Below are 20333 nucleotides of genomic sequence, written 5' to 3'. Positions count from 1 at the left end.
CAGGTGGGTGCGGTCCGAGTGGATCACGAGCCCTCGCTCCGTTCTTCGGCCGCGGGCCCCGGGCGGGGCATCCGCCGCAACGCCGGCCGGCGCGAACGTTTCGTGCCCTTGATCCGGGCGGCCAGCGCCGCCGGCGTCGGCGCCTCGAACACCGCGCCCACCTCGACGTCGATGCCCAGCACGGTCCTGATCCGGCTCGTCAGTCGGGTGGCAAGGAGCGAATGACCGCCGAAGTCGAAGAAGGAGTCGTCCGGTCCGACCCGCTCCAGGCGCAGTACGTCCGCGAACAGCGCACACAGGGCCTCCTCTTCCGGCGTAGCCGGTGCCCGGGTCGAGGCGAACTGCGCGAAGTCCGGGACGGGCAGCGCCCGGCGATGGACCTTGCCGCTCACGGTCAGGGGCAGGTCGGCCAGGATCAGCACCGCGGTGGGCACCAGGAAGTCCGGCACCGACTCGGCCACGAAGCCGCGCAGCGCGACCGGGTCCGGACGGGTGTTCGCGGCGGGCACGACGTAGGCGACCAGCCGCTTCTCTCCCGCCTGGTCCTCGCGCACGACGACCGCGACCCGGTCGACGTCCGGGTGCCGGCCGAGCACCGCTTCCACCTCTCCGGGCTCGATCCGAAACCCGCGCACCTTGACCTGATCGTCGACGCGGCCCACATAGTCCAGCCGACCGTCGCCGGACCAGCGCACCAGGTCGCCGGTGCGGTACATGCGCTCGCCGGGGCCGTCGAAGGGGTTCGGCACGAACCGGTCGGCGGTCAGGCCGGGACGATTCCAGTACCCGCGGGCCAGGGCCGCGCCGGCGATGTACAACTCGCCGGTCACCCCCGGCGGAACCGGCCGCAGGGTCGGATCCAGCACGTACATCCGGGTGTTCCAGATCGGCGTTCCCAACGGCGCGGTCGAGGACTCCCAGTGCGTCAGGTCCGCCGGCAGCGAGAAGGCGGTCACCAGATGCGTCTCGGTGGGGCCGTAGAGATTGTGCAGCCGCACCTTCGGCCGCGCGGACAGGAACTCTCGGACCCCGGGGGTCAGGCGCAGCACCTCGCCGCCCTGTCCGATGTCGCGCAGTGCCGGCAGCGCCAACCCCTGGGCCAGGGCCGCCTCGCACACCGCCTCCACCATCACGTTCGGCGCGCAGAACTGCTCCACCTCGTGCTTGTCCAGCCATCTGGTGAACGCCGCCGGGTCGCGCCGGACCTCGTCGTCGGGGACGACCAGGTGCCTGCCGGAGGTGAGGGTCTCGATGATCTCCCAGGCCGAGACGTCGAAGCTGATCGCCGCGAACTGCGCCACCGGGCCGCCGATGCCCGTCCGCCCCCGCCGGACCCACCGGGCGTGCGCCTGCACCAGGTTCACCATCGCACCCGTACCCATGGTGACGCCCTTGGGCCTGCCGGTCGAGCCGGACGTGTGGATCACATACGCCGGGTGCAGCGCCGACAACGGCCCGGTCCGTTCGTCGTCGCGCAGGTCGTCGGCCGGCTCGGCGGCCGCCGCGGCGCCGGTCCGCGGCTCGTCCAGGAGCAGGCGCGGGACGCCGGGCGGCAGTTCCGCACTCGTGCGCACGGTGGTCAGCAGCAGGTCCGGCCGGACGTCGTCGAGGAGGAAGGCGATCCGCTCGGGCGGATACCGCGGATCCAGCGGCAGGTACGCCGCACCCGCCTTGAGCACCGCCCACACCGCCGCCACCAGGTCGAGCGAGCGTGGCACGGCCAGGGCGACCACGGATTCGGGCCCCACCCCGGCGGCCACCAGCAGCCTCGCCAGCCGGTTCACCCGGGCGTTGAACTCGCGGTATGTCATGCTCCCGTCGGGCGCGGTGACCGCTGTGCGCTCGGGGCCCTGTTCGACCCGGGACTCGAACAGGGCCGGCAGCGTGGTCGCGACGACCGGGTGATCCGTGTCGTTCCAGTCCCGCACCACCCGCTCGCGCTCGCCGGGCGCCCACAGTTCGAACGCGCCGATCCGGCGGGTGGGCTCGCTCACCACCTGTGCGAGCAGGCACCGCAGCCGGTCCGCGATGGACAACGCCGTACTCCGGTCGAACAGGTCGGTGCCGAAGAGCAGGGCGCCGCTCAGTCCGGTGGGGCCCTGCGACCCGGCGGACTCGTCGTCGAACTCCACCACCAGGTCGAACGGGGACATGCCGGTCCACACCGACTCGGGGTGCACCTCGATGCCGGGCAGCACCAGTTCGCCCGCGCGAGTGTTACGCAGCACGAGCGCTACCTGGAACAGGGGATGCCGGGCCAGGGAACGCTCCACCGCCAGGTCGCCGACCAGCAGTTCGAAGGGGACGTCCTGGTGGGCGTAGGCGTCCAGGCAGGTTTCCCGCACCCGGGCGAGCAACTCGGTGAAGGTCGGATCTCCCGACAGGTCCGTACGCACCACGAGGGTGTTGGTGAAGAACCCCACCAGATCCTCCAGCGCGTCGTCCAGACGTCCGGCCACCGGCGCACCGATGGGGACGTCGTCGCCGGCTCCGAGCTTGGACAGCAGCACGGCCAGCACGGCCTGGAGCACCATGAACGTGCTCGCGTCGTGTGCCCGGGCGAGGTTCACCAGCCCCAGGTGCACGTAGGCCGGGATCTCCAGCGGAACCGAGTCGCCCGCGTAGGAGGGCAGGGCGGGCCTGGGCCGGTCGGACGGGAGGCTGATCTCCTGCGGCAGGTCGGCCAGGGCCCGCCGCCAGTAGGCCAGTTGTTTGGCGTGGACACTGTCCGGATCCGCCGCCGAGCCGAGGCGGTTGCGCTGCCACAGGGTGTAGTCGGCGTACTGGACCGGGAGCGGCGCCCAGCCGGGGTCCCGTCCGGCGGCGCGTTCGGTGTATGCCCGGCTCAGATCGGCCAACAGCGGACGCAACGACCACGCGTCGCCGGCGATGTGGTGCATCACCAGCAGCAGGACGTGTTCACTGGGCGACAGGGCGACCAACCGCGCGCGCAGCGGGATCTCCGACTCCAGGTCGAACGCCCGCCGGGTGGCCCGGGCCAGGTCCTGTGCCAGGTCGGCCGGGTCGATCGGCACCACGGGCAAGTCGAGGTCAACCGAGTCGGCGCAGAGCACGTGCTGATACGGGTGGCCGTCGTCGGCCGGGAACACGGTGCGCAGTACCTCGTGCCGGCCCACCAGGTCGCGCAGCGCGGCGCGCAGGGCGGCGGCGTCCAAGGCACCGAGCAGACGCAGCCCCATGCCCTCGTTGTACGTGGCGACCGGCCCCTGGAATTGTCGAAGGAACCACAGTCGGGACTGGGCGAACGACAGCGGGATCCGGTCGGGCCGCACCGCCGGGACCAGTGCGGGCCGGGCCGGGCCGGTCGTGCCGAGCCGGGCGGCCAATGCCGCGACGGTCGGTGCCTCGTACACGGTCCGAATGCCCGTCTCCCGGCCGAGCACGGTCCGGATCCGGGTGAGCAGGCGCGTCGCGGACAGGGAGTGGCCGCCCAGCGCGAAGAAGCTGTCGTCGACGCCGACCGAGGTCAGGCCCAACACCTCGGCGAAGATCGCGCACAGCGCCTTCTCCGCGGGTGTGCCGGGCTCGCGTCCGCCGCTCGGGGCCTGGCGGGAAGGTGCGGGCAGGGCGCGCTCGTCCACCTTCCCCGCGGTGGTCAACGGCAGCGCGTCCAGCACGACGAAGGCGGCGGGCACCATGTAGTCGGGCAGGAAGCCGGCCACCTGCGCACGGATCGCGGCGATGTCCGGCCGCGCTCCCGCTGCGGGCACCAGGTAGCCGACCAGGCGCTTGTCGGTGCCGGGGTCCTCGCGCACCACGGCGAGCGCGGCGGCGACGCCGGCGCACCGGGCCAGGGCGGTCTGCACCTCGCCCGGCTCGATCCGGAAGCCGCGGATCTTGACCTGGCGGTCGGCCCGCCCGACGAAGTCCAGATCGCCGTCCGACGTCCAGCGCACCAAGTCCCCGGTACGGTACATCCGCGATCCGGGTGCACCGAAGGGGTTCGGGAGGAAGCGCTCGGCGGTGAGGCCGGGGCGCCGCAGATAGCCCCGGGCCAGGCCGGGTCCGGCGACGTAGAGCTCGCCGACGGCGCCCGGGGGCAGCAGGTGCAGACCGGCGTCCAGCACGTACGCCGTGGCGTGGGCGACCGGTGGGCCGATGGGCGGCGATCGGCCGTCGGAGGGCGCGACACACAGTTTCTGCGCGGCGTCGACGGTGGTCTCGGTGGGTCCGTATCCGTTCCAGAACTTGCGTCCGTCCGCGGCCCACTGGTCCACGAGCGTTGCCGGCACGCGCTCGCCACCGGCGGACACCGTGCGCAGCGCGGGCAGTTCGTCGGGCCGCAGCAGATGCATCAGGGCCGGGGACAGGTGCGCGACGGTGACTCGGTGGGCGGCCAGCAGCCGTTGCAGGGCTTCGGCGTCGAGCCGTTGGTCGTCGTCGGCCAGCACGATCCGCGCCCCGGCGGCCAGGGAGACCCACAGTTCGAGCATGGAACCGTCGAAGGTGAAGGCGTACGCCGCCAGGACACGGTCCTGTTCGCCCACGCCGTACGCCTGGACGGCGTGCGCCACGTACCGGGCGATCGACCGGTGTTCGATCACCACCCCCTTGGGACGTCCGGTCGACCCCGAGGTGTAGATCACGTACGCCGGATGCGTCGGGAGGAGGTCGGGCGCGGGTGCCTCGCGTGACTCGGCGAGGGGCGTTTGGTCGGCGGCGCCGGTGACCTCGTCCACCACCAGACACCGTGGCCCGGTCCAGTCGGGTGGAAGTCCCCGCGCCAGGTCCGCCGTCGTCACCACCAGTGCCGGTCGCGCGTCGTCGAGCATGTACGCGATGCGCTCCGGCGGGTACCCGGGATCGATCGGCACGTAGGCGCCTCCGGCGGTGAGGGTGGCCAGGAAGGCCACCACGCCCGCCGGGGAGCGGGGCAGCAGTACGGCCACGAACCGCTCGGGCCCGACGTCCCGCTCGGTGAGCACGCGGGCCAACCGCCCCGCGCGGGCCCGGAGTTCGGCATACGTCAAGGAGGTGTCCCGGTACACCAGCGCGGTCCGCTCCGGGGTGCGCAGGGCCTGCTCGGCGAGCAGCTCGGACAGGGTGCGCGGGGGGAGTGGTGCGGACGGCGGGTTCCACCGGGTCAGGAGCAGCCGCCGAACGGCGGCCGGCAGCACCTCGATTCGGCCCACCGGGGTGTTGCCCGGCGTGTCGACGACGCGCTCGAGCGCTTCGTCGAGCAGGCGCGCGCAGCCGGCGTGCGTGCGCTCGTCGAACCGGTCGGGGTCGGTGTCGACGGCCAGTTGCAGGCTGCCGTCGCGCGAGATGTCCCACAGGTTCAGGGAGATCTCCTCGAAGGGCCCGGTGGCGAGGTTGTGGGCGACGAATGGCCGGCCGGCGAGGGTGACTCGATAGTCGAACGGCATGACGTTCAGGGAGACCGCCCAGGGCACCTCCCCCGGGGCGAGGCGGAGGTCGTGGCGGATGTCCTCGTAGCGGTATCGCTGGTGGCGCATCGCCTCCAGGACCTGGACAAGGCTTCGGTCGAACAGGTCCGCCAAGGTCGTCTCGGGACGCACCGACAGGCGGATGGGGACCACGTTGGCCACGACTCCGGGGATCGTCTGCTCGATGCCGGGGCCGCGGCCGGGTACGGCGAAGCCGATGACCACGTCCGTCTCGCCCGTGGCCCGGGCGGCGAAGAGCGCGGTGGCCGCGACCGCGAGGCCGGCCAGGTTGGTTCCGAAGCCGCGGCAGGCGGACCGGAGTCGGTCGGCCGCCGCGGGGTCCAGGTTCCTCGTCTCGCGCCGGCGCGCGCGGGCCGGTCCTTGCACCGCCCCGCCGGCCAGGGACACCGGGCGGGGCCGGTCGGCCAGCAGGTCGAGCCAGTACCGGCGGTCCTCGTCGAACGCGGGGGAGGCGCGGTACGCCGCATCGGCGTCGACGAGGGCCTGCACGGACTCGAAGGGTTCGCCGTCGGCCGAGCCGCCCTCGAACAGGGCGGTGTAGAGCTCGGCGACGCGGGCGACCACCAGGGGAAAGCCGAATCCGTCGTTCACGATGTGGTGGCAGCCTTGGTACCAGTGGAAACGCCGATCGTGCAGCTTGAAGAGCGCGAACGTGACGAGCGGCCCGCGTTCGAGGTCGCGCGGGTGGGCCAGATCGGCACTCATCCACTCCAGAGCGGACCGGTGCGGGTCCCGGTCCGCGCTCACGTCGACGACGTGCAGGCGATGTTCGAGGTCCGGGTCGACCTCCTGGCGGAGCCCGTCCTCGTCCTCGAAGAATCTCAGCCGCAGGGTCTCCGCCTCGGAAACGGTCTGCCGCAATGCCTCCTCGAACAGGCCGATGTCGAGGGAGCCGTCGATGTCGAGATACTCGCCCTCGTTGAGGATCGGGCTCTCGGGGTCGAATCGATGGGCGTACCACAGGCCCCGCTGCCCTGCCATGAGCTCGATACGTCCGGCGCTGCGGTCCGACATCTCACACTCCAGATCGAGACGGCGCTTGGCGAGGTGCTCCCTGCGGCGGGTCAGCCGGGGTGGTCGAGATAGGAGTCGAGTCCGCCGCTGCGTCGCACGTCGAGGGTGGCGCAGTGGAAGGAGCCACCGAAACTGTTGAAGTTGCGGAAGCTGCACGGGATGGGGGTGAAGCCCCACTCCTTCATCGCGGAGATCATCGGCTCGTCGCCGCGCTCGACCACGACGCGGTTCTCGTCCAGCATCAGGACGTTCATGTTGATCCACTTGCTGGTCAGGTAGAGCGGGTGACTGTCGGGAATCACCGGCCGGGGGGCGCGCATCACGTCCCAGCCCTTGAAGATCGCGGGTACCTTCGACACCCGCTCGGGGTGCACGAGCAGCTTCCCGGGAGCCAGCGGGGCCAGCGTGGCGTCGATGTGCATGGGGTGCGTGTCGTCGAACTCGAGGACGTGGATCCGGTATCGATCACCGAGATGGCGGCGCAGCCAGTCTATGCCGAACTCGTTCGTGACGTTGCTCTTCTGCGCGACGATGTCGCGCCCGAGCCGCAGGAAGTCGGCCGCGTCGAAGGTCGGCTCGAATTCGGTCACGATCAGCCGGGTCGGCATCCCCTCGGCCGGCTCGGTCCAGGTCAAGTCGTATTGTTCGTCGGTGAGTTCGGGCTTGGGTCCGGCGCTCCACCGGGCGCCGGACCGGAAGTACTCCTTCAGGAGCGGCCGGTAGGCGAGGGTCTCGTAGTACCGGGAGCGCCAGGCCATCGGGCACTCGATGACGTCCTCGCCCACCACCAGGAGGCAGTCCCGCGGCATGGCCGCGTACAGACCGGTGCTGGTCCAGTCGCGCGTGGCGTAGGGCGTGCGCTGCGCGACCGGCTCGGGGCGTCGGACCGTTACCCCCTCGGCTTCGAGGATGTGCACGAACTCGTCGAGTTCCTTGCGGGCCGCGGTGATCAGCTCGGCGGGAAACGGTTGCCCGCCGCGGCGGCGGAAGGTCTCGTGCTGGTGCGCCGGAATGACCGGTTCCAGTGACGCGTGCCACGGGGGAAACGTGGCGTCGTCAACTATGCCGACAATCACTTCTTCGAGTGGATCCCACTCGGTATATGACGAGACGGAAGAATTTCCTGATAAGGGCATGTCTGCTGACGAATCGGACAACGTGAACTCCAGTCACTCTGCCGCATTCCGGTCCGACGGTCGCGCCAACCCCTATCCAGGGCGGCCGCACGGCAGGCGGGGTGACATGAATTCAAGCCGCCGTCCCGGCGTGCCGAGTGGTCGGCGGCCCTGGTCGTCCAGGTGGGTCATGGTGAACCTGCCGTCGGTGCGGCCGCCCTGTCAACACGGCGCCGATGTGACGCACATCACTTGCGTTATCCGATCGTGATCATGGATATTAAATGTCGCCTGTCGTAAATTTTTGTTTCTCACCATTTTGCGTGAGAGGGGTGGATGTGACGCCGGGGGACAGCGAAAGAGCGATAACCCACATATACAATTCTGCGGTGGCGGCTTCGGCCATCGGTGCCGCCTGGGAACTCGGTATGTTTGACGAGTTACACACGCAGGGAATGCTCGACGTGCAGAGTTTCGCGGCCGAACGGGGACTCGACACCGTTTCCGTTCTCGGCCTCTTTCGGGCACTCTCGGCGGTCGAGATCGTCGAGCGCGAAGATTTCAAGATATTACCGGGCGTCCACTTCTCCGAGGCATACCGAAACAAATCGTTCTTTCACTGGCTCACCAGGGGGAGTGCCGATCTGTTCCGGCGGGCGCCCGAGGTCGTGTGTACCGAGAACCGGGTGGGAAATTTCTGCCCGCGCGACAGCGCCGCCATCGCCTTCGCGTGCCGGGAGATCAGCGAGTTCTGCTACGACCCCTGGTTCTGGCAGACGGTGCAGGGCCTGGACTTCGACTTTCACGTCGTCGCCGACCTGGGCTGCGGCAGCGGCGAGCGGCTCATGCAACTCCTCGGCCGCCATCCGGGTACCCGGGCCGTGGGCATCGACATCGCCCAGCCGGCCGTACGGATGGCAACCGCCGCAGCGGCCGCGGCGGGCCTTGCCGATCGGATGACATTCGTGCAGGCCGACGTGCTGACGATGGCCCCGGTTCCGGCGTTCGAAGAAGTCGAACTCCTGACCTGTTTCATGATGGGGCACGACTTCTGGCCCCGGCAACGGTGCATCGAAAACCTTCGGCGGCTGCGCACCCTGTTCCCGCGGGCGCGCAGATTCCTGCTGGGTGACGCCACCCGCAGCGAGGGAGTCGCCGACCGTGACCTGCCGATCTTCGCGCTGGGATTCGAGGTCGCGCACGACATGATGGGCACCTTCATTCCGACCGTGCGCGACTGGGAATCGGTTTTCGAGGAAGGCGGTTGGCGACTCAGGAGCAAAAATTCGATCGACATCGCCGTCGGCGAGGTCATCTTCGAACTCGAAAAGCTCTGAGCCACGCAGGATGTCGGAACCGGGGCCGACGCAGGCCGCCGGCCACCGGAGAGGATTCGTATGCCCGATCTCGAATCGGTGCCCGTTCTGCACCACATCGCGGTGCAGACGGACAACCTCGACAACTCGATTTCATGGTACGAGGACTTCTTCGGCGGCCGGCTGACCTGGGCGACGGACATATTCTCGGACCTGACCGTATCCCGCCTGCCCGGCATCGTGCGGATGGCCGAACTGGCCGTCGGGGCCGCGCACTTCCATCTCTTCGAACGCGGCACTCCCGCCGAGCGTCGGGCCGCGCCGGACGCACCTCGTTTCCAACACGTGTGCCTGGGCGTCGAAACGCCCGCCGAACTGCGTACCTGGCGCAGCCGTTGGTTGGAACTCTCCGGTTCGCACCGCTACGCGTTCGTCGACCCGGAGCAACCCACCGAGATCGTGACCGACGCGCAGGGCACCCAAAGTTTCTACTGTCTCGACGTGAACGGCCTGGAATTCGAGTTCACCTGCATCGGGGGAGCAGTGGGGGAGAACGCATGAAGCGCCCGTCGGCCGTCGCCGCACTCTCCCTGCCCGGCACCCACGGCTGGGACTTCGGCGACTACCCCTACGGCCTGGAACCGCTGACGATGCCGGCGCCGAACAGCGCCGCACCCGACGGCGGCAGTCGCGACGAAGCCGACCTCGACGACGCGTGCCTGGGCTTTCTGGCCCGGGCCAAGGAGGGCTTCGGGATCACCCCACCCGTCGACGACAGCCGCCTGGGGCAACTGTTCTGGTTTCGCTGGATCATCGGCCATCACGTCTCCTTCGTGATCTGGCGCCTGCTGGCGGACGAACTGTCGCGACTGTCCTCGAACCCGAAGGACCGCGAGGCCGCCTCGGTCGCCGTGACGGAATACGTGCGGGCGTACTGCGGGATGTTGCTGTACACGGGCTCGTGCAACAGCGCCATCTACAACGCGGACATCCGACCGAGCATGCATCGGCTGCACAGCACCTTCAGCGGTACCTGGGCGCCGGACTACCCGCCGGTACGAAGCCTGTTCCGAGGCCGGAAACTGCCACCCGTGGTCGACTCCGAGCGGGAACGGCTGGTCCGACAAGTCGAGTTGAGTCACCGCATCCACCTGGGGGTCGCGGCCAAGCTGGTGGAAGGCGGCAGGTCGCTGCTCCAGCAGTCGGTCGCGCAACGCGACGCCAACCAGCCCCGCATGTGGGAGGGGATCTTCGACTGCTACTTCCTGACCCTGCGGGCGCCGACCACGCGGCAGGAGATCCTGGCGCAATTGCTGCGGCGCAACAAGGCCATCGTGATCGACCTCGCCACGAACGGCCTGTACCCGGGGTCGCCCGAGAGCCGAGACGAGACATTGGCGGAGATGCGACACCCCGACATCGTGGAGTGCGAGGAGGATCTGACCCCCTCGCTCTTTCGCGTCGCCGGTCTGGCCGCCGGCTTCTCGGCGGCCCGGGTGGCCAAGGAGATGACCGCCTCGTGAGCACCATGCGGCACGGGGTGATCCTGCTGCCCGAGCAGCGCTGGTCGCACGCGCGGCGACTGTGGACGCACGCCGAGGAACTCGGCTTCGACCACGCGTGGACCTACGACCATCTGATGTGGCGATGGTTCCGCGAAAAACCCTGGTTCGGCGCCGTCCCCACGCTGGCGGCCGCGGCCGAGGCCACCTCCCGGATCGCACTCGGGACGATGGTCGCCGGCGCGTCCTACCGGCACCCGGTGACCTTCGCCAAGGAATTGATGACCCTCGACGACATCTCGGACGGCCGGCTGATCTGCGGCCTCGGCGCCGGCGCCGGTGGCCACGACGACCGGGTGCTGGGCCACACACCCCCGTCCCCGGCCGAACGCCACGACCGTTTCGCGGAGTTCGTCGAAATGACCGACCTGCTGCTGCGCCGACGGGTGACCGACCACCGGGGTGCCTGGTTCGAAGCCCACGGCGCCTTCATGGTGCCGGGCTGCGTCCAGCGCCCGCGCCTGCCCCTGGCCATCGCCGCGACCGGCCCCCGAGGCATCCGGCTGGCGGCTCGCCACGCCGACATCTGGGTGACGGCCGGCGACCCCGGCTGGGGTGAACCAAGCAGCTACGCACCGGCGATCGCGAACCTTCGCGCACAGGCGCAAGCCCTCGACGCGGCGTGCGCGGACATCGGCCGCGACCCCTCGACGGTGCGCCGCCTGGTCGTCACCGGCGCGATGATCACCGGCGTGATCGATTCGGTCGACGCCTATGATGACGCCTGCGGGCTGTTCGCGGACATCGGTTTCACCGACCTGGTCGTCCATTGGCCCCGAGCCGACTTCCCCTACCAGGGCAGCCCCGAGGTCGTGGAGCGGATCGCCGGCAAGCTCTTCACGTCGACGGGCACACGATGATCGGCTACGAGCTCGTCAACATGTTCACCGACCGTCCCTTCACGGGCAGCGCGCTGGCCGTGGTCCCCGACGCGACGGGACTCTCGTCCGCCGTGATGCAGTGCGTCGCGGCTGAACTCGGCGCCGCGGAAACCGCCTTCGTCCTCCCCGCGACCTCGCCCCACGCGTCGTACCGGGTACGCGTCTTCGGTCCGGACGCCGAATCACCGCACGGCGCGCATTCCGGCGTGGGGACCGCCGCCACGCTGGCTCGGTTGGGCCGCGTTCCCACCGGCCACCTGGTGCAGGAATGTGGCACCGGACGCCAGGTGCTCGCGGCGCGGGCCGACCGCGCCACCCTGCACGCGACCGGGCCGGTGCGCGGCGAGCCGCTGGATCGGCAACCACTGCTCGACGCGGTGGGGCTGACCGAGGCCGACCTCGCCGATGCGGACGGCGACGGCGGGCCGCGACTGGCGGGCTTCGGCGGGGGCTTCGCGGTGCTCCCGGTCCGCGCCGGCGCGATCGCCCGGGCCCGACCCGACTTCGCGCACATGCGCGACGTCGCGCTGCCGGCTCTGTGCCTGTTCACCTGGGACCCGGCCGATCGCCTCGCCCGGGCCCGGCTGTTCGCCCCCGGCTTCGGCATCCCCGAAGACCCCGCCTGCGGACCGGTGGCCATGGCCCTGGGCGGGTGGCTGATCGTCGCCGGCCGACTGCCCGCCACGAACGGCGAGCACGGATACACGGTCCGCCAGGGAGCCGAGGCGGGCCGCCCCGCACTGCTCGAGTGCACGGTGACGGTCGAGAACGGCCTCGTGGTGCGAGGCAGCGTGACCGGCCGGGTGACACCGGTCGCCTCCGGGCACCTCGCGGACCCCGTCGAATCCCCTTGACCGACCCCTCGGAAGGACGTCTCGTGCTGCATCGTCCGGAACTGCACGGCACCGCGTGCGCGGTCTCCTCCACGCACTGGCTCGCTTCGGCGGCGGGCATGGCGATGTTCGACCGCGGCGGGAACGCGTTCGACGCCGCCACCGCCGCGGCCCTGGTCATCCAGGTGGTGGAGCCGCATCTCAACGGCCCCGGCGGAGACGTCCCGATCATGGTGTACGACGCGGCGACCGGGTCCACCCGGATCGTCTGCGGACAGGGTCCGATGCCGCGGCAGGCGACGCCGGAGGCGTTTCGCCGGCGTGGGCTGGCGGTGATACCCGGCTCCGGACTGCTGGCGGCCACCGTGCCCGGGGCCTTCGGCGCCTGGATGCGCCTGCTGCGCGACTTCGGCCGGCTGACGGTACAGGACGTGCTGGAGCCCGCGATCGGCTACGCCGAGGACGGATATCCGCTGCTGCCCAAAACCGCCGCGATGATCGAGGTGATGGCGCCGCTCTTCCGCGACGAGTGGACCGAGTCCGGCCGTACCTATCTGCACCACGGCGCGGCTCCCGCGCCCGGCGCCCGGATGCGCAATCCGGCGCTGGCCCGGACGTATCGCCGTATCCTCGCCGAGGCCACGGCGGGCGGACGAACGCGCGAGGCACAGGCGGACGCCGCGATCTCGGCCTTCTACGAGGGATTCGTCGCCGAGGCCGTCGACCGGTTCATGGCGACCGAGGAGCCGATCGACTCCACCGGCCGGCACAACGGCGGCTTGCTCACCGGTGACGACCTGGCCGGCTGGCGGGTACCCGTCGAGGCCACCGTGACCCTCGACTACCGCGGTCACAGCGTGCACAAGGCGGGTCCCTGGTCCCAAGGCCCGGTCTTCCTCCAGCAACTGGCCCTGCTGGAGGGCTTCGACATGAACGCGATGGACTTCGGGAGCGCGGACCACGTGCACACCGTGATCGAGTCCGCCAAGTTGGCCTTCGCGGACCGGGAGGCGTGGTACGGCGACCCGGAGCACGCCGACGTGCCGCTGGCCGGCCTCCTCGACCCCGTCTACGCGGCGGCCCGCCGGACCCTGATCGGATCCGAGGCGTCCGATGTCCTGCGCCCCGGCTCCCCCGACGGTCGGAAACCGTGGATTCCCCCGGTGCTGGACGTGTCCGCCTCCTCCGGCGACCCGGACTGGCTGCGGCAGTTGGCCGACGGCATCCCGACCGTCCTGCAGCGGACGGCGGCGAAGGGCGACACGTGCTGCGTGAGTGCGACCGATCGCGACGGCAACATGGTGGTCGCCACCCCCAGTGGCGGGTGGCTCAAGAGCTCCCCGGTGGTCCCCGGTCTCGGATTTCCGCTCGGCACCCGAGGCCAGATGGCCTGGTTGGACGAGGGGCACAACAACTCCGTCGCTCCCGGCAAACGGCCCCGTACGACGCTCAGTCCCACCTTGGTGCTCCGGGACGGCGCGCCCTACCTGGCCTTCGGTACGCCCGGGGGTGACCAACAGGACCAGTGGACCCTGAACTTCTTCGTCAACCACGTCGACTTCGGCATGAGCCCCCAGCAGGCCGTGGAAGCGGCGACCTTCCACACCGATCACGTACCGAGCTCGTTCACGCCCCGTCGGGCGCGGCCGCTGGCCGCGGTCGTGGAGCAGGACGGGTTCGATCCGGCCGTCCTGACCGAGCTTCGCCGGCGCGGCCACGAGGTGCAGACGGTCGCGCCGATGACCCTGGGCAAGGTGTGTGCCACGGGCCCGGACTCGCACGGCGGCGTGCTGGCGGCGGCGAGTCCGCGTGGGCAACAGGCGTACGCGGTCGTTCGGTGACCGTGGCCGGGCGCCGTGGGAGTCGCGCCCGGACTTGCGGAAAGCGGTGCCCGGTCACCGGGGGAGCGTCGGATCGTCGACCGGATCCGGATCCGGATCGGGATCGGGATCGGGATCCGGTTCGGCTGCGCCGTCGAGTCCGGCGGGTCGGCTTCGAACCGCCTCGAGACTCGCCAACCTGGGGACCACGACGAGGGACGCGAGCAGGACGACACCGCCGAGAATGGCGGGGGTGCGCACGGAGAACGCGGAACCGAGCCAGCCGCTGAGCCCGGCGCCGACCAAGATCCCCAGACGGCTCAGCAACAGGTAGCAGCTGTTGACCCGACCGAGAAGCCGACGCGGTACGACCCGTTGCCTGAGGGAGACCACCTGCACGTTCCAGGTCACCACACCGAAACTGGCCACGGCGTACAGGACGGCCGCCAAGGCCACGGAGGAGCCGACCCCCAGACCCAGCAGTGAGGCTCCCATCAGGAAGAAGGACAGACCGATTCTGGCCGTCAGGCCGAGGCGGTTGCGCAGCCGGCCCGAGGTGACGCCGGCCAACGTTCCGCCGACGGCACCCGAGGCCAACACCATGCCGTACGCCACGGGCGACGCCCCCAGGGTCTTCGTCAACAGCAGCACCAGCATGGTGACCGCCAGATAGAAGGCCATCGACGCCACCGCGGCCACGATGGCCAGCAGCCGGATCCCGCGGTGCGTCCAGGTCCAGCGAACGCCCTCGCGGATGTCCGCCGCCACCGGGCGACGAGGTGACGGCGTGCTCGCGCTCGACCGACCCAACGCGGCCACCAGGGCGGCGGCCAGGACGAAGGAGAGGCCGTCCACGGCGAACGGGTACCCCGCGCCGACGACGAACAGGGCGGAGCCCAGCAGCGGGCCGACGAAGTGTCCGCCGACGATGAGACCGCCCTCCAGACGACCGTTGGCGGCCTCGAGTTGCTCGGGCCGCACCACTTCCGGCAGGGCGGACGTGGACGCGTTGACGAAGACCGTCTCGCCGCATCCGAGCACGAAGGCCAGCAGGGCCGGCACCACCAACGGCGGGCTCGCGACGAGCACCCACGCGGCGAAGCCCAGGACCACCACGGCGCGCACCAGGTCGACCTGCCACATCAGGCGCCGCCGGTCGAACCGGTCGGCCAGGACACCCCCCACCAAGGACATCATCAGCCAGGGCAGCGTTCCGGCCACCGTCACCAACGCCACGGCGTTCGGGGACGACGACACCGTGGCGGCCAACAAGGGCAGGGCCGCGTCCCGCATGCCGTCACCCACGGCGGAGACCGACGAGGCCGACCACAGCAGCGTGAACTTCCTGCCCAGCCTCGACGCCGGAAGCCCCTGCGATGCCGCCGATTTCGCCGTAGTCACCGCCCCAGTCTGGCAGCCGGCCGGCCCCGACGAACGGGAGACGAGAGGGATGGCGCCGACAGGCACCAACACGTTGACGGCGCATTCGACCCGTCCGCCCGATTCGTGGTGAACACCCGGATTCGGGTGAAGACGTTGCCCGCGTCGGCAACCGTCGAGCAGTCCGCGGGTACCGAACTCCGCGGCGACCCGCTCCGGCCCGACCGACGATCACGACCCGCAACGGCCACCAGCCGCACCCGGACCCAAGCGTCGGCGCCGATGCATGATCGGCACCGGCGCGAGTAGCCGCACCCGCCAGGTGGCTCAGGGCCTCCGTGACGAGTTCGGAACCGCCTCAGCCCGCATGGTTCGCCGGCGAACTCGCTCGTCCACACCCCCATCGAGGACCTGACGAACGACGAAGTGTGGATCCGTTTGATGCAGTTCCATGGCGACCTGAACCAGTACGCCCTGATATGCGAACTCCTCGGTGTGGAACCCAAACACGCGACCTCTCAGCGACGCCGAGGACTGTTCGCCGACCTGCACGCGGTTCTCCTCGAACGACGGTTCGACAGCGAGGCCGACGCACTCGAATTCGCTCTCGAACGAGATCGCGCCCGAACAGCACACCACGCACCCGACGCAACACCACCGACAGACCCCGAGGCCGACCACGGCCCCGCGGCTGAAGCAACGATGTGACCCGACTCCGGTCGACCTTCGTCAGAACGGAGTTGCCCGTATCCGGCAACTCCGAAGACCTTGTGTCGATCCAGGGGTGCCGTCGATGGTGACGGAGCCCGTGAGTGCCGCGCCCAGGGCGTCGACGGGTTCGAGCGGGGCCAGGAGGGGGTGGGCGGCACGCTGGATGGAGGCGTCGTCGACGAGGATCCAGGTGTCGCGCAGCCGCACGAGGGGGCGGGCGGCCACGGCGAGGGCGTCCATCTCGGCGTCGGTCAATGCCTGTGCTGCCACGGGTCCCACTGGCGACGACGATCCAACACCGCGCACGCGTCAGCCACTACAAACGACGAGGTCACAGCCCGTGAGCTGTGACCTCATCACGCCAACTGCGTTTGCGGTACTAGGACTTGGTGTCCGAGTCGGCCTTGCCGCCCTGGTTCAGCATGCCACCGAGAGCGCTGAGGTTGCCGGCGCCACCGGCGCCACCGGTCACCAGGGGTGCCGCCTTGCCGGCGGCGTCGACCGCGATCTGCGCCATCTTCTGCATGTGTTCGGTGGCGGTCTTCAGGGCTTCCTGGGCGCGTTCGCCGGCGGCCTTGTCGTTGCCGGCGGCGGCTTCGATGCCCTTGGTGAGGACCTGGCTCATGGTGTTGAGGCCGCTCATGTCGCGGAACAGGTTCGCGGTGGTGATGGCCTGAGCCGCCTGCAGGGCGACCGGGTCGGGCATCGCCGCGAGCGGCGTGAACTTCGCCTGGGAGGCGCCCATGCCGGCCGCCGCGGTGTCGGGGTCCTTCGCTCGCGTCCCGGTGGAGACCGGCGCGATGTCGGCCGGGGTGATCTGGATGGGCGAGTCCTTCCAGTTCCAGAAGCGGGTGAGGTCGATCTTCTCGGCCGAGTTGGCCCGGCCGAGTACGGCCTCGGCGAAGACGCCCTTGGTGGCGATGGCGATGGTGTTGGTCACCGGTGCCCCGAAGGTGTTGTCGCCGGGCTGGCGGGCCTTGGTCCAGTCCTGTCGTTCCTGTTCGCTGCCGAAGTTCCATCGGAAGCCGAGGTAGTTGCCGGTGGCGGCGATCGGCTTCGGGTCCAGCAGCGTGCCGAGCAGGACCGGCGCGGCGTTCGAACCCGCCGGGGTGTACGAGTAGTTGGCGAGGATGCGGCTGAGTGTCAGTTCGTCGGCGTTGGCCCACACGGCCTGGCTGTAGTGGCGGCGGTTGTCGTTCAGGTGGTCCAGGACCGCCTGCGGTACGTTGCCGCCGCGCACGTGGAAACCGAGCGACGCGAGGTAGGTGCGGGTGCCGGACTTCACCGTGGAGCCGAACAGCCCGCAGATGGCCGCGCCGCCGGCGTCCTCGGTCAGGTCCGGCGCGACGGTGGTGGTCGCGGCGATCCCGAAGTTGACCACGCCCGAGGTCATCGTCAGGCGCAGCCCGGCGAGGCTGCCGCGGGCGGCCGTCCCGGACCAGGCGTCGACGGAGAGCAGCTTGTCGGCACTCGCGAAGGTGTGGGACGCGTGCTGCTGTATGCCGGAGCCGCCGGTGTCGCCGCAGCGGAAGGTGTGGCCCGGGAAGACCACCTGAACGCTGCGGATTCCGAACTCGTCGTACCAGACGTCGATCTTGGACGCGTAGGGGGAGTCGGCCTTCGAGGGGACGTCGAAGGGTATCGGCGTCTCTCGTGCCGTGGTGATGATCCGGAGAAGGGCCCCGTTGCCCAGAAGCACCCAGTGGTCCCCGTTGACGGATGAGACGACGTCCGCCAGCCCAGTAAGCTGGGCAATGATGTTGTTCTTGGGAGGGGTCCAGGTCGTCGCACCGGTCTCCACCGCAACGGGCTTGCCGTCGGCCGTGATGCCCCAGAGCGTGCCGTCCGGGCCGGCGGACAGGCGTTTCACGTTCGGCGCCGGGGTCCGCTCCGTCCAGCCGGTGCCGCTGCGTTCGAAGGTCCGGCCGTCCCGGCAGTACCAGAGCTTGTCCCGGCCGACGACGGCGATGTCGTCGGCCTGGACGCCCAGGTTGTGGATTGTGCCGTCCGGGGAGCGCCGGCCGAGTGAGTTGTCCCCTCCGACGACGTAGAGCGTGCCGTCCTGGCCGCATGCGAGGGACAGGGCCCGCCAGTTGTGCGGGTGGCTGCGCCAGGTGGTCCCGTCGAAGTGCATGAGCATGTTGTCGGTCCTGAGCGCCCAGACGGTGTCCTTGCCCGGTGCGATGCGGGCCAGGTCACCGTCCAGTCCGGTGGTGGGCAGCGGGTTCCACTGCCGGCCCACCGGATCGAACCGGACCGGGCTGCCGTCGTACCTTCGCACCCCGTACACGCCCATGGACGAAGCGGCGACATCGACCAGCTCCACCCCCTCGAAAACCTGGGGGGTCAACGGCGTCTCCGGGGCCGTGCACGCGTCGAGCTTGCGTACGGCGGTGTCGAACGGGTTCGCGGCCCGGATTTTCGCGGCCCAGTCGACCGGCGCCACCGACGCGAGCACCTCCTTGTACCGTTGCAGGCTGGTGTAGTTGAAGTTGAGTTCCTGCAGCGGGATGAACAGGCAGCGTTCCAGCTTGGTCGGCTTGGTCGTCACGTTGTAGACCTGAACGACCTCGTAGTACTGCACCGACATCGCGTGCATGTGGTTGTAGTTGGTGACGACCCGGGTGAGGACCTGCTCCTTCTCCAACTGCGTCGTCTCGCGCACGACCGTCATGTTCCGGCTGCGGGCCGAGGTCGCCAGCTGCTGGGTCCTCGCGCTGATGCGCTGCGTCGCCTCCTCCGCGACCGACTTCACGCCGGTCGAGCGCGACACCGCGGTCGCGAAGCCCGAGTTCGACGACTCGCCCCAGTTGCCGCCGCCCCCGATGCCGAAGATCGAAACGCCGACGCTGCCGCCGGAGCTGGAGGACTTGCTGGAGTGGGATGCCTGGGAGGTGCCGAATTGCTCCTCGCGGGCGATCGCGTTCGCGACCTCGCTGATCGACCGGTTCTGGTCGGTGGTGCCGGACAGGTTTTCGGCCTCGGAAGCCGCCTCGGTGCCGGTGGCCTTGGTGGTGCGCTGCCAGTCCACGACCGCGACCTTGGTGCTCTCGCCGGGCGCGAGCGCGAGGCTGTGCAGCAGCCGGCCGAGCGTGACGCCCTGGGCCGACCAGCTCTGCTCCGTCGTGACGATCATGCCCTCGGCCGGGCGGTCGTAGAACGGCAGGTTCTCCTCGCCGAGGTCGATGGCGCCGGTCAGCTTGCGCGCCGGCTTGGCTCCGGGGATGTCGGTGAGTACCACCGAGCGGTATCGGACGATCTCCACCGGGTAGTTGCCGGTGGTCGGAAGCAGGTCCTTGGGCGTCGGACCGTCGAGCATCGCCTTGTCCACTTCGAACTTGGGCGAAGTACTCGCCGGCGCCGGCGCGTTCGCCGGGGTAGTCGCCGGCGTGGTGGCGGGTGTTCCGGAGCTCGGGGTGGTCATCACGATTCCCGTCTGCGAAGAAAACGAGGGAGGCCGACACGGCCGCCAAGACTTGGAGCGCCTGATCCCCGGGCGAACGACGCCTTGCGGATCGCTCGAAAACTACACAGCCCGATCACAGAAGCGGCACTCGTTGTTCGAACTTGGCCGGAATCGGTGCCCCGCTTGGCGGCCCTCCCGCAGCGACCCTCGCAGGAAGATGTTCGCCTGCGTGCCTGGCAGAGCGGATCACCTTGAAGACCGGCACCGGCCTCCCACGGATTGACGCTCTGACCGCCATCCGGGAAGCAGCCGTGTCGTATCGCCAGGTTGCTTCCTCGTGCTCGAAGCCCTGAAGCAGCGGCCAGGCTTGCCCGCCGCCCCGCCGGCCGCCAAGGGGAGCCTGAACCGTCCACCGGCACTCCCAGAGCCGCCGCGTTCGCGGACTCGGCGCTCGACAACCCGTGCGCCTTCCGCAGCGATCTCCGCCACAACGCCGCCGACGAAAAGGCCGAAACCGATTCCGACTCCGTGCGGATCACCGAGGACGGGAGCCGGTCGCTGCGACGGATCGCCCGTCGGCGCGCGGTAAGCGGCCCACGCGCGGGACCATGGCGCCGGTCTGCGCGCGGTGATGTCCTCCCCGTACCGGGCCTCGGCCCTCGCGAACTCGGTGAGCCCGATCGGGCACGCCGTGCCACGCCGGCAGCCGCGTCGCCCACGCCTGCGCCGCGGCCGGCGCCTGCCCACCGGTGGGGACCAGACGCACGACCGCCGGCGCCGGATCCAACCACACAGGCCCCCGCACCGCCCACGCCCAGTCCACGAGTACAGCCCTGTCGGGCTCCTCGAGGACGTTGGCGGGATTG

The 20333-nt window shown here is 70.2% G+C and carries 11 protein-coding genes; 6 read left to right on the top strand and 5 right to left on the bottom strand.

The window, feature by feature from the left end:
• Positions 1 to 23: 23 nt before the first annotated feature.
• Both ACIRL2_RS45610 and ACIRL2_RS45605 read right to left on the bottom strand, forming a co-directional pair.
• Positions 24 to 6443 (bottom strand): amino acid adenylation domain-containing protein, encoded by a 6420-nt coding sequence (locus tag ACIRL2_RS45610; RefSeq protein ID WP_402240713.1) that lies wholly within the window; start codon positions 6441 to 6443, stop codon positions 24 to 26.
• Positions 6444 to 6493: 50 nt separating this feature from the next.
• Entirely contained in the window at positions 6494 to 7519 is a 1026-nt protein-coding gene (locus ACIRL2_RS45605; protein ID WP_402240711.1) for an amidinotransferase, read from the bottom strand.
• 428 nt (positions 7520 to 7947) lie between these two features.
• Between ACIRL2_RS45605 and ACIRL2_RS45600 the strand changes: the two genes are divergently transcribed.
• Genes ACIRL2_RS45600 through ACIRL2_RS45575 form a run of 6 tightly spaced genes read left to right on the top strand, consistent with a single transcriptional unit; the run spans position 7948 to position 13991 of the window.
• The gene (locus ACIRL2_RS45600) at positions 7948 to 8895 is read left to right on the top strand and encodes a class I SAM-dependent methyltransferase (protein WP_402240708.1); all 948 of its coding nucleotides are present in this window, start codon (positions 7948 to 7950) and stop codon (positions 8893 to 8895) included.
• A gap of 60 nt (positions 8896 to 8955) precedes the next feature.
• Positions 8956 to 9435: a VOC family protein gene (locus ACIRL2_RS45595; RefSeq protein WP_402240705.1), complete on the top strand. Its 480-nt coding sequence runs from the start codon at positions 8956 to 8958 to the stop codon at positions 9433 to 9435.
• Entirely contained in the window at positions 9432 to 10397 is a 966-nt protein-coding gene (locus ACIRL2_RS45590) for a hypothetical protein (protein ID WP_402240703.1), read from the top strand. The genes ACIRL2_RS45595 and ACIRL2_RS45590 overlap by 4 nt, the downstream gene beginning before the upstream one ends.
• A 5-nt stretch (positions 10398 to 10402) precedes the next feature.
• Positions 10403 to 11296: an LLM class flavin-dependent oxidoreductase gene (locus ACIRL2_RS45585; RefSeq protein WP_402240751.1), complete on the top strand. Its 894-nt coding sequence runs from the start codon at positions 10403 to 10405 to the stop codon at positions 11294 to 11296.
• A complete protein-coding gene (locus ACIRL2_RS45580; RefSeq protein WP_402240701.1) occupies positions 11293 to 12171 on the top strand; it encodes a PhzF family phenazine biosynthesis protein in 879 nt (292 codons plus the stop codon). The genes ACIRL2_RS45585 and ACIRL2_RS45580 overlap by 4 nt, the downstream gene beginning before the upstream one ends.
• 23 nt (positions 12172 to 12194) lie before the next feature.
• Complete coding sequence (locus ACIRL2_RS45575; protein WP_402240699.1) at positions 12195 to 13991, top strand: gamma-glutamyltransferase family protein; 1797 nt, start codon at positions 12195 to 12197, stop codon at positions 13989 to 13991.
• A gap of 54 nt (positions 13992 to 14045) precedes the next feature.
• Here ACIRL2_RS45575 and ACIRL2_RS45570 read toward each other — a convergent pair whose 3' ends face one another.
• From ACIRL2_RS45570 to ACIRL2_RS45560, 3 genes are all read right to left on the bottom strand, one after another.
• Entirely contained in the window at positions 14046 to 15371 is a 1326-nt protein-coding gene (locus tag ACIRL2_RS45570) for an MFS transporter (protein ID WP_402240697.1), read from the bottom strand.
• A 708-nt stretch (positions 15372 to 16079) separates the two neighbouring features.
• Positions 16080 to 16331 carry an SNF2 helicase-associated domain-containing protein gene (locus ACIRL2_RS45565; protein ID WP_402240694.1) on the bottom strand — a complete coding sequence of 84 codons (252 nt, stop codon included), beginning with the start codon at positions 16329 to 16331 and terminating at the stop codon, positions 16080 to 16082.
• Between the two features lie 109 nt (positions 16332 to 16440).
• Entirely contained in the window at positions 16441 to 19485 is a 3045-nt protein-coding gene (locus ACIRL2_RS45560; RefSeq protein ID WP_402240691.1) for a hypothetical protein, read from the bottom strand.
• Positions 19486 to 20333 lie beyond the last annotated feature (848 nt).

Source organism: Embleya sp. NPDC127516, from assembly GCF_044765325.1.
GTDB lineage: Bacteria > Actinomycetota > Actinomycetes > Streptomycetales > Streptomycetaceae > Embleya.
Note: the sequence above shows the minus strand (reverse complement) of the source record. Positions and strands in the feature narration are given on the sequence as shown.

Bases quoted from the DNA above. Each gene is read 5' to 3' on its own strand.
- ACIRL2_RS45610 (WP_402240713.1), bottom strand. From the start codon at position 6,443: ATGTCGGACCGCAGCGCCGGACGTATCGAGCTCATGGCAGGGCAGCGG.
- ACIRL2_RS45595 (WP_402240705.1), top strand. From the start codon at position 8,956: ATGCCCGATCTCGAATCGGTGCCCGTTCTGCACCACATCGCGGTGCAG.
- ACIRL2_RS45590 (WP_402240703.1), top strand. From the start codon at position 9,432: ATGAAGCGCCCGTCGGCCGTCGCCGCACTCTCCCTGCCCGGCACCCAC.
- ACIRL2_RS45585 (WP_402240751.1), top strand. From the start codon at position 10,403: ATGCGGCACGGGGTGATCCTGCTGCCCGAGCAGCGCTGGTCGCACGCG.
- ACIRL2_RS45580 (WP_402240701.1), top strand. From the start codon at position 11,293: ATGATCGGCTACGAGCTCGTCAACATGTTCACCGACCGTCCCTTCACG.
- ACIRL2_RS45560 (WP_402240691.1), bottom strand. From the start codon at position 19,485: ATGACCACCCCGAGCTCCGGAACACCCGCCACCACGCCGGCGACTACC.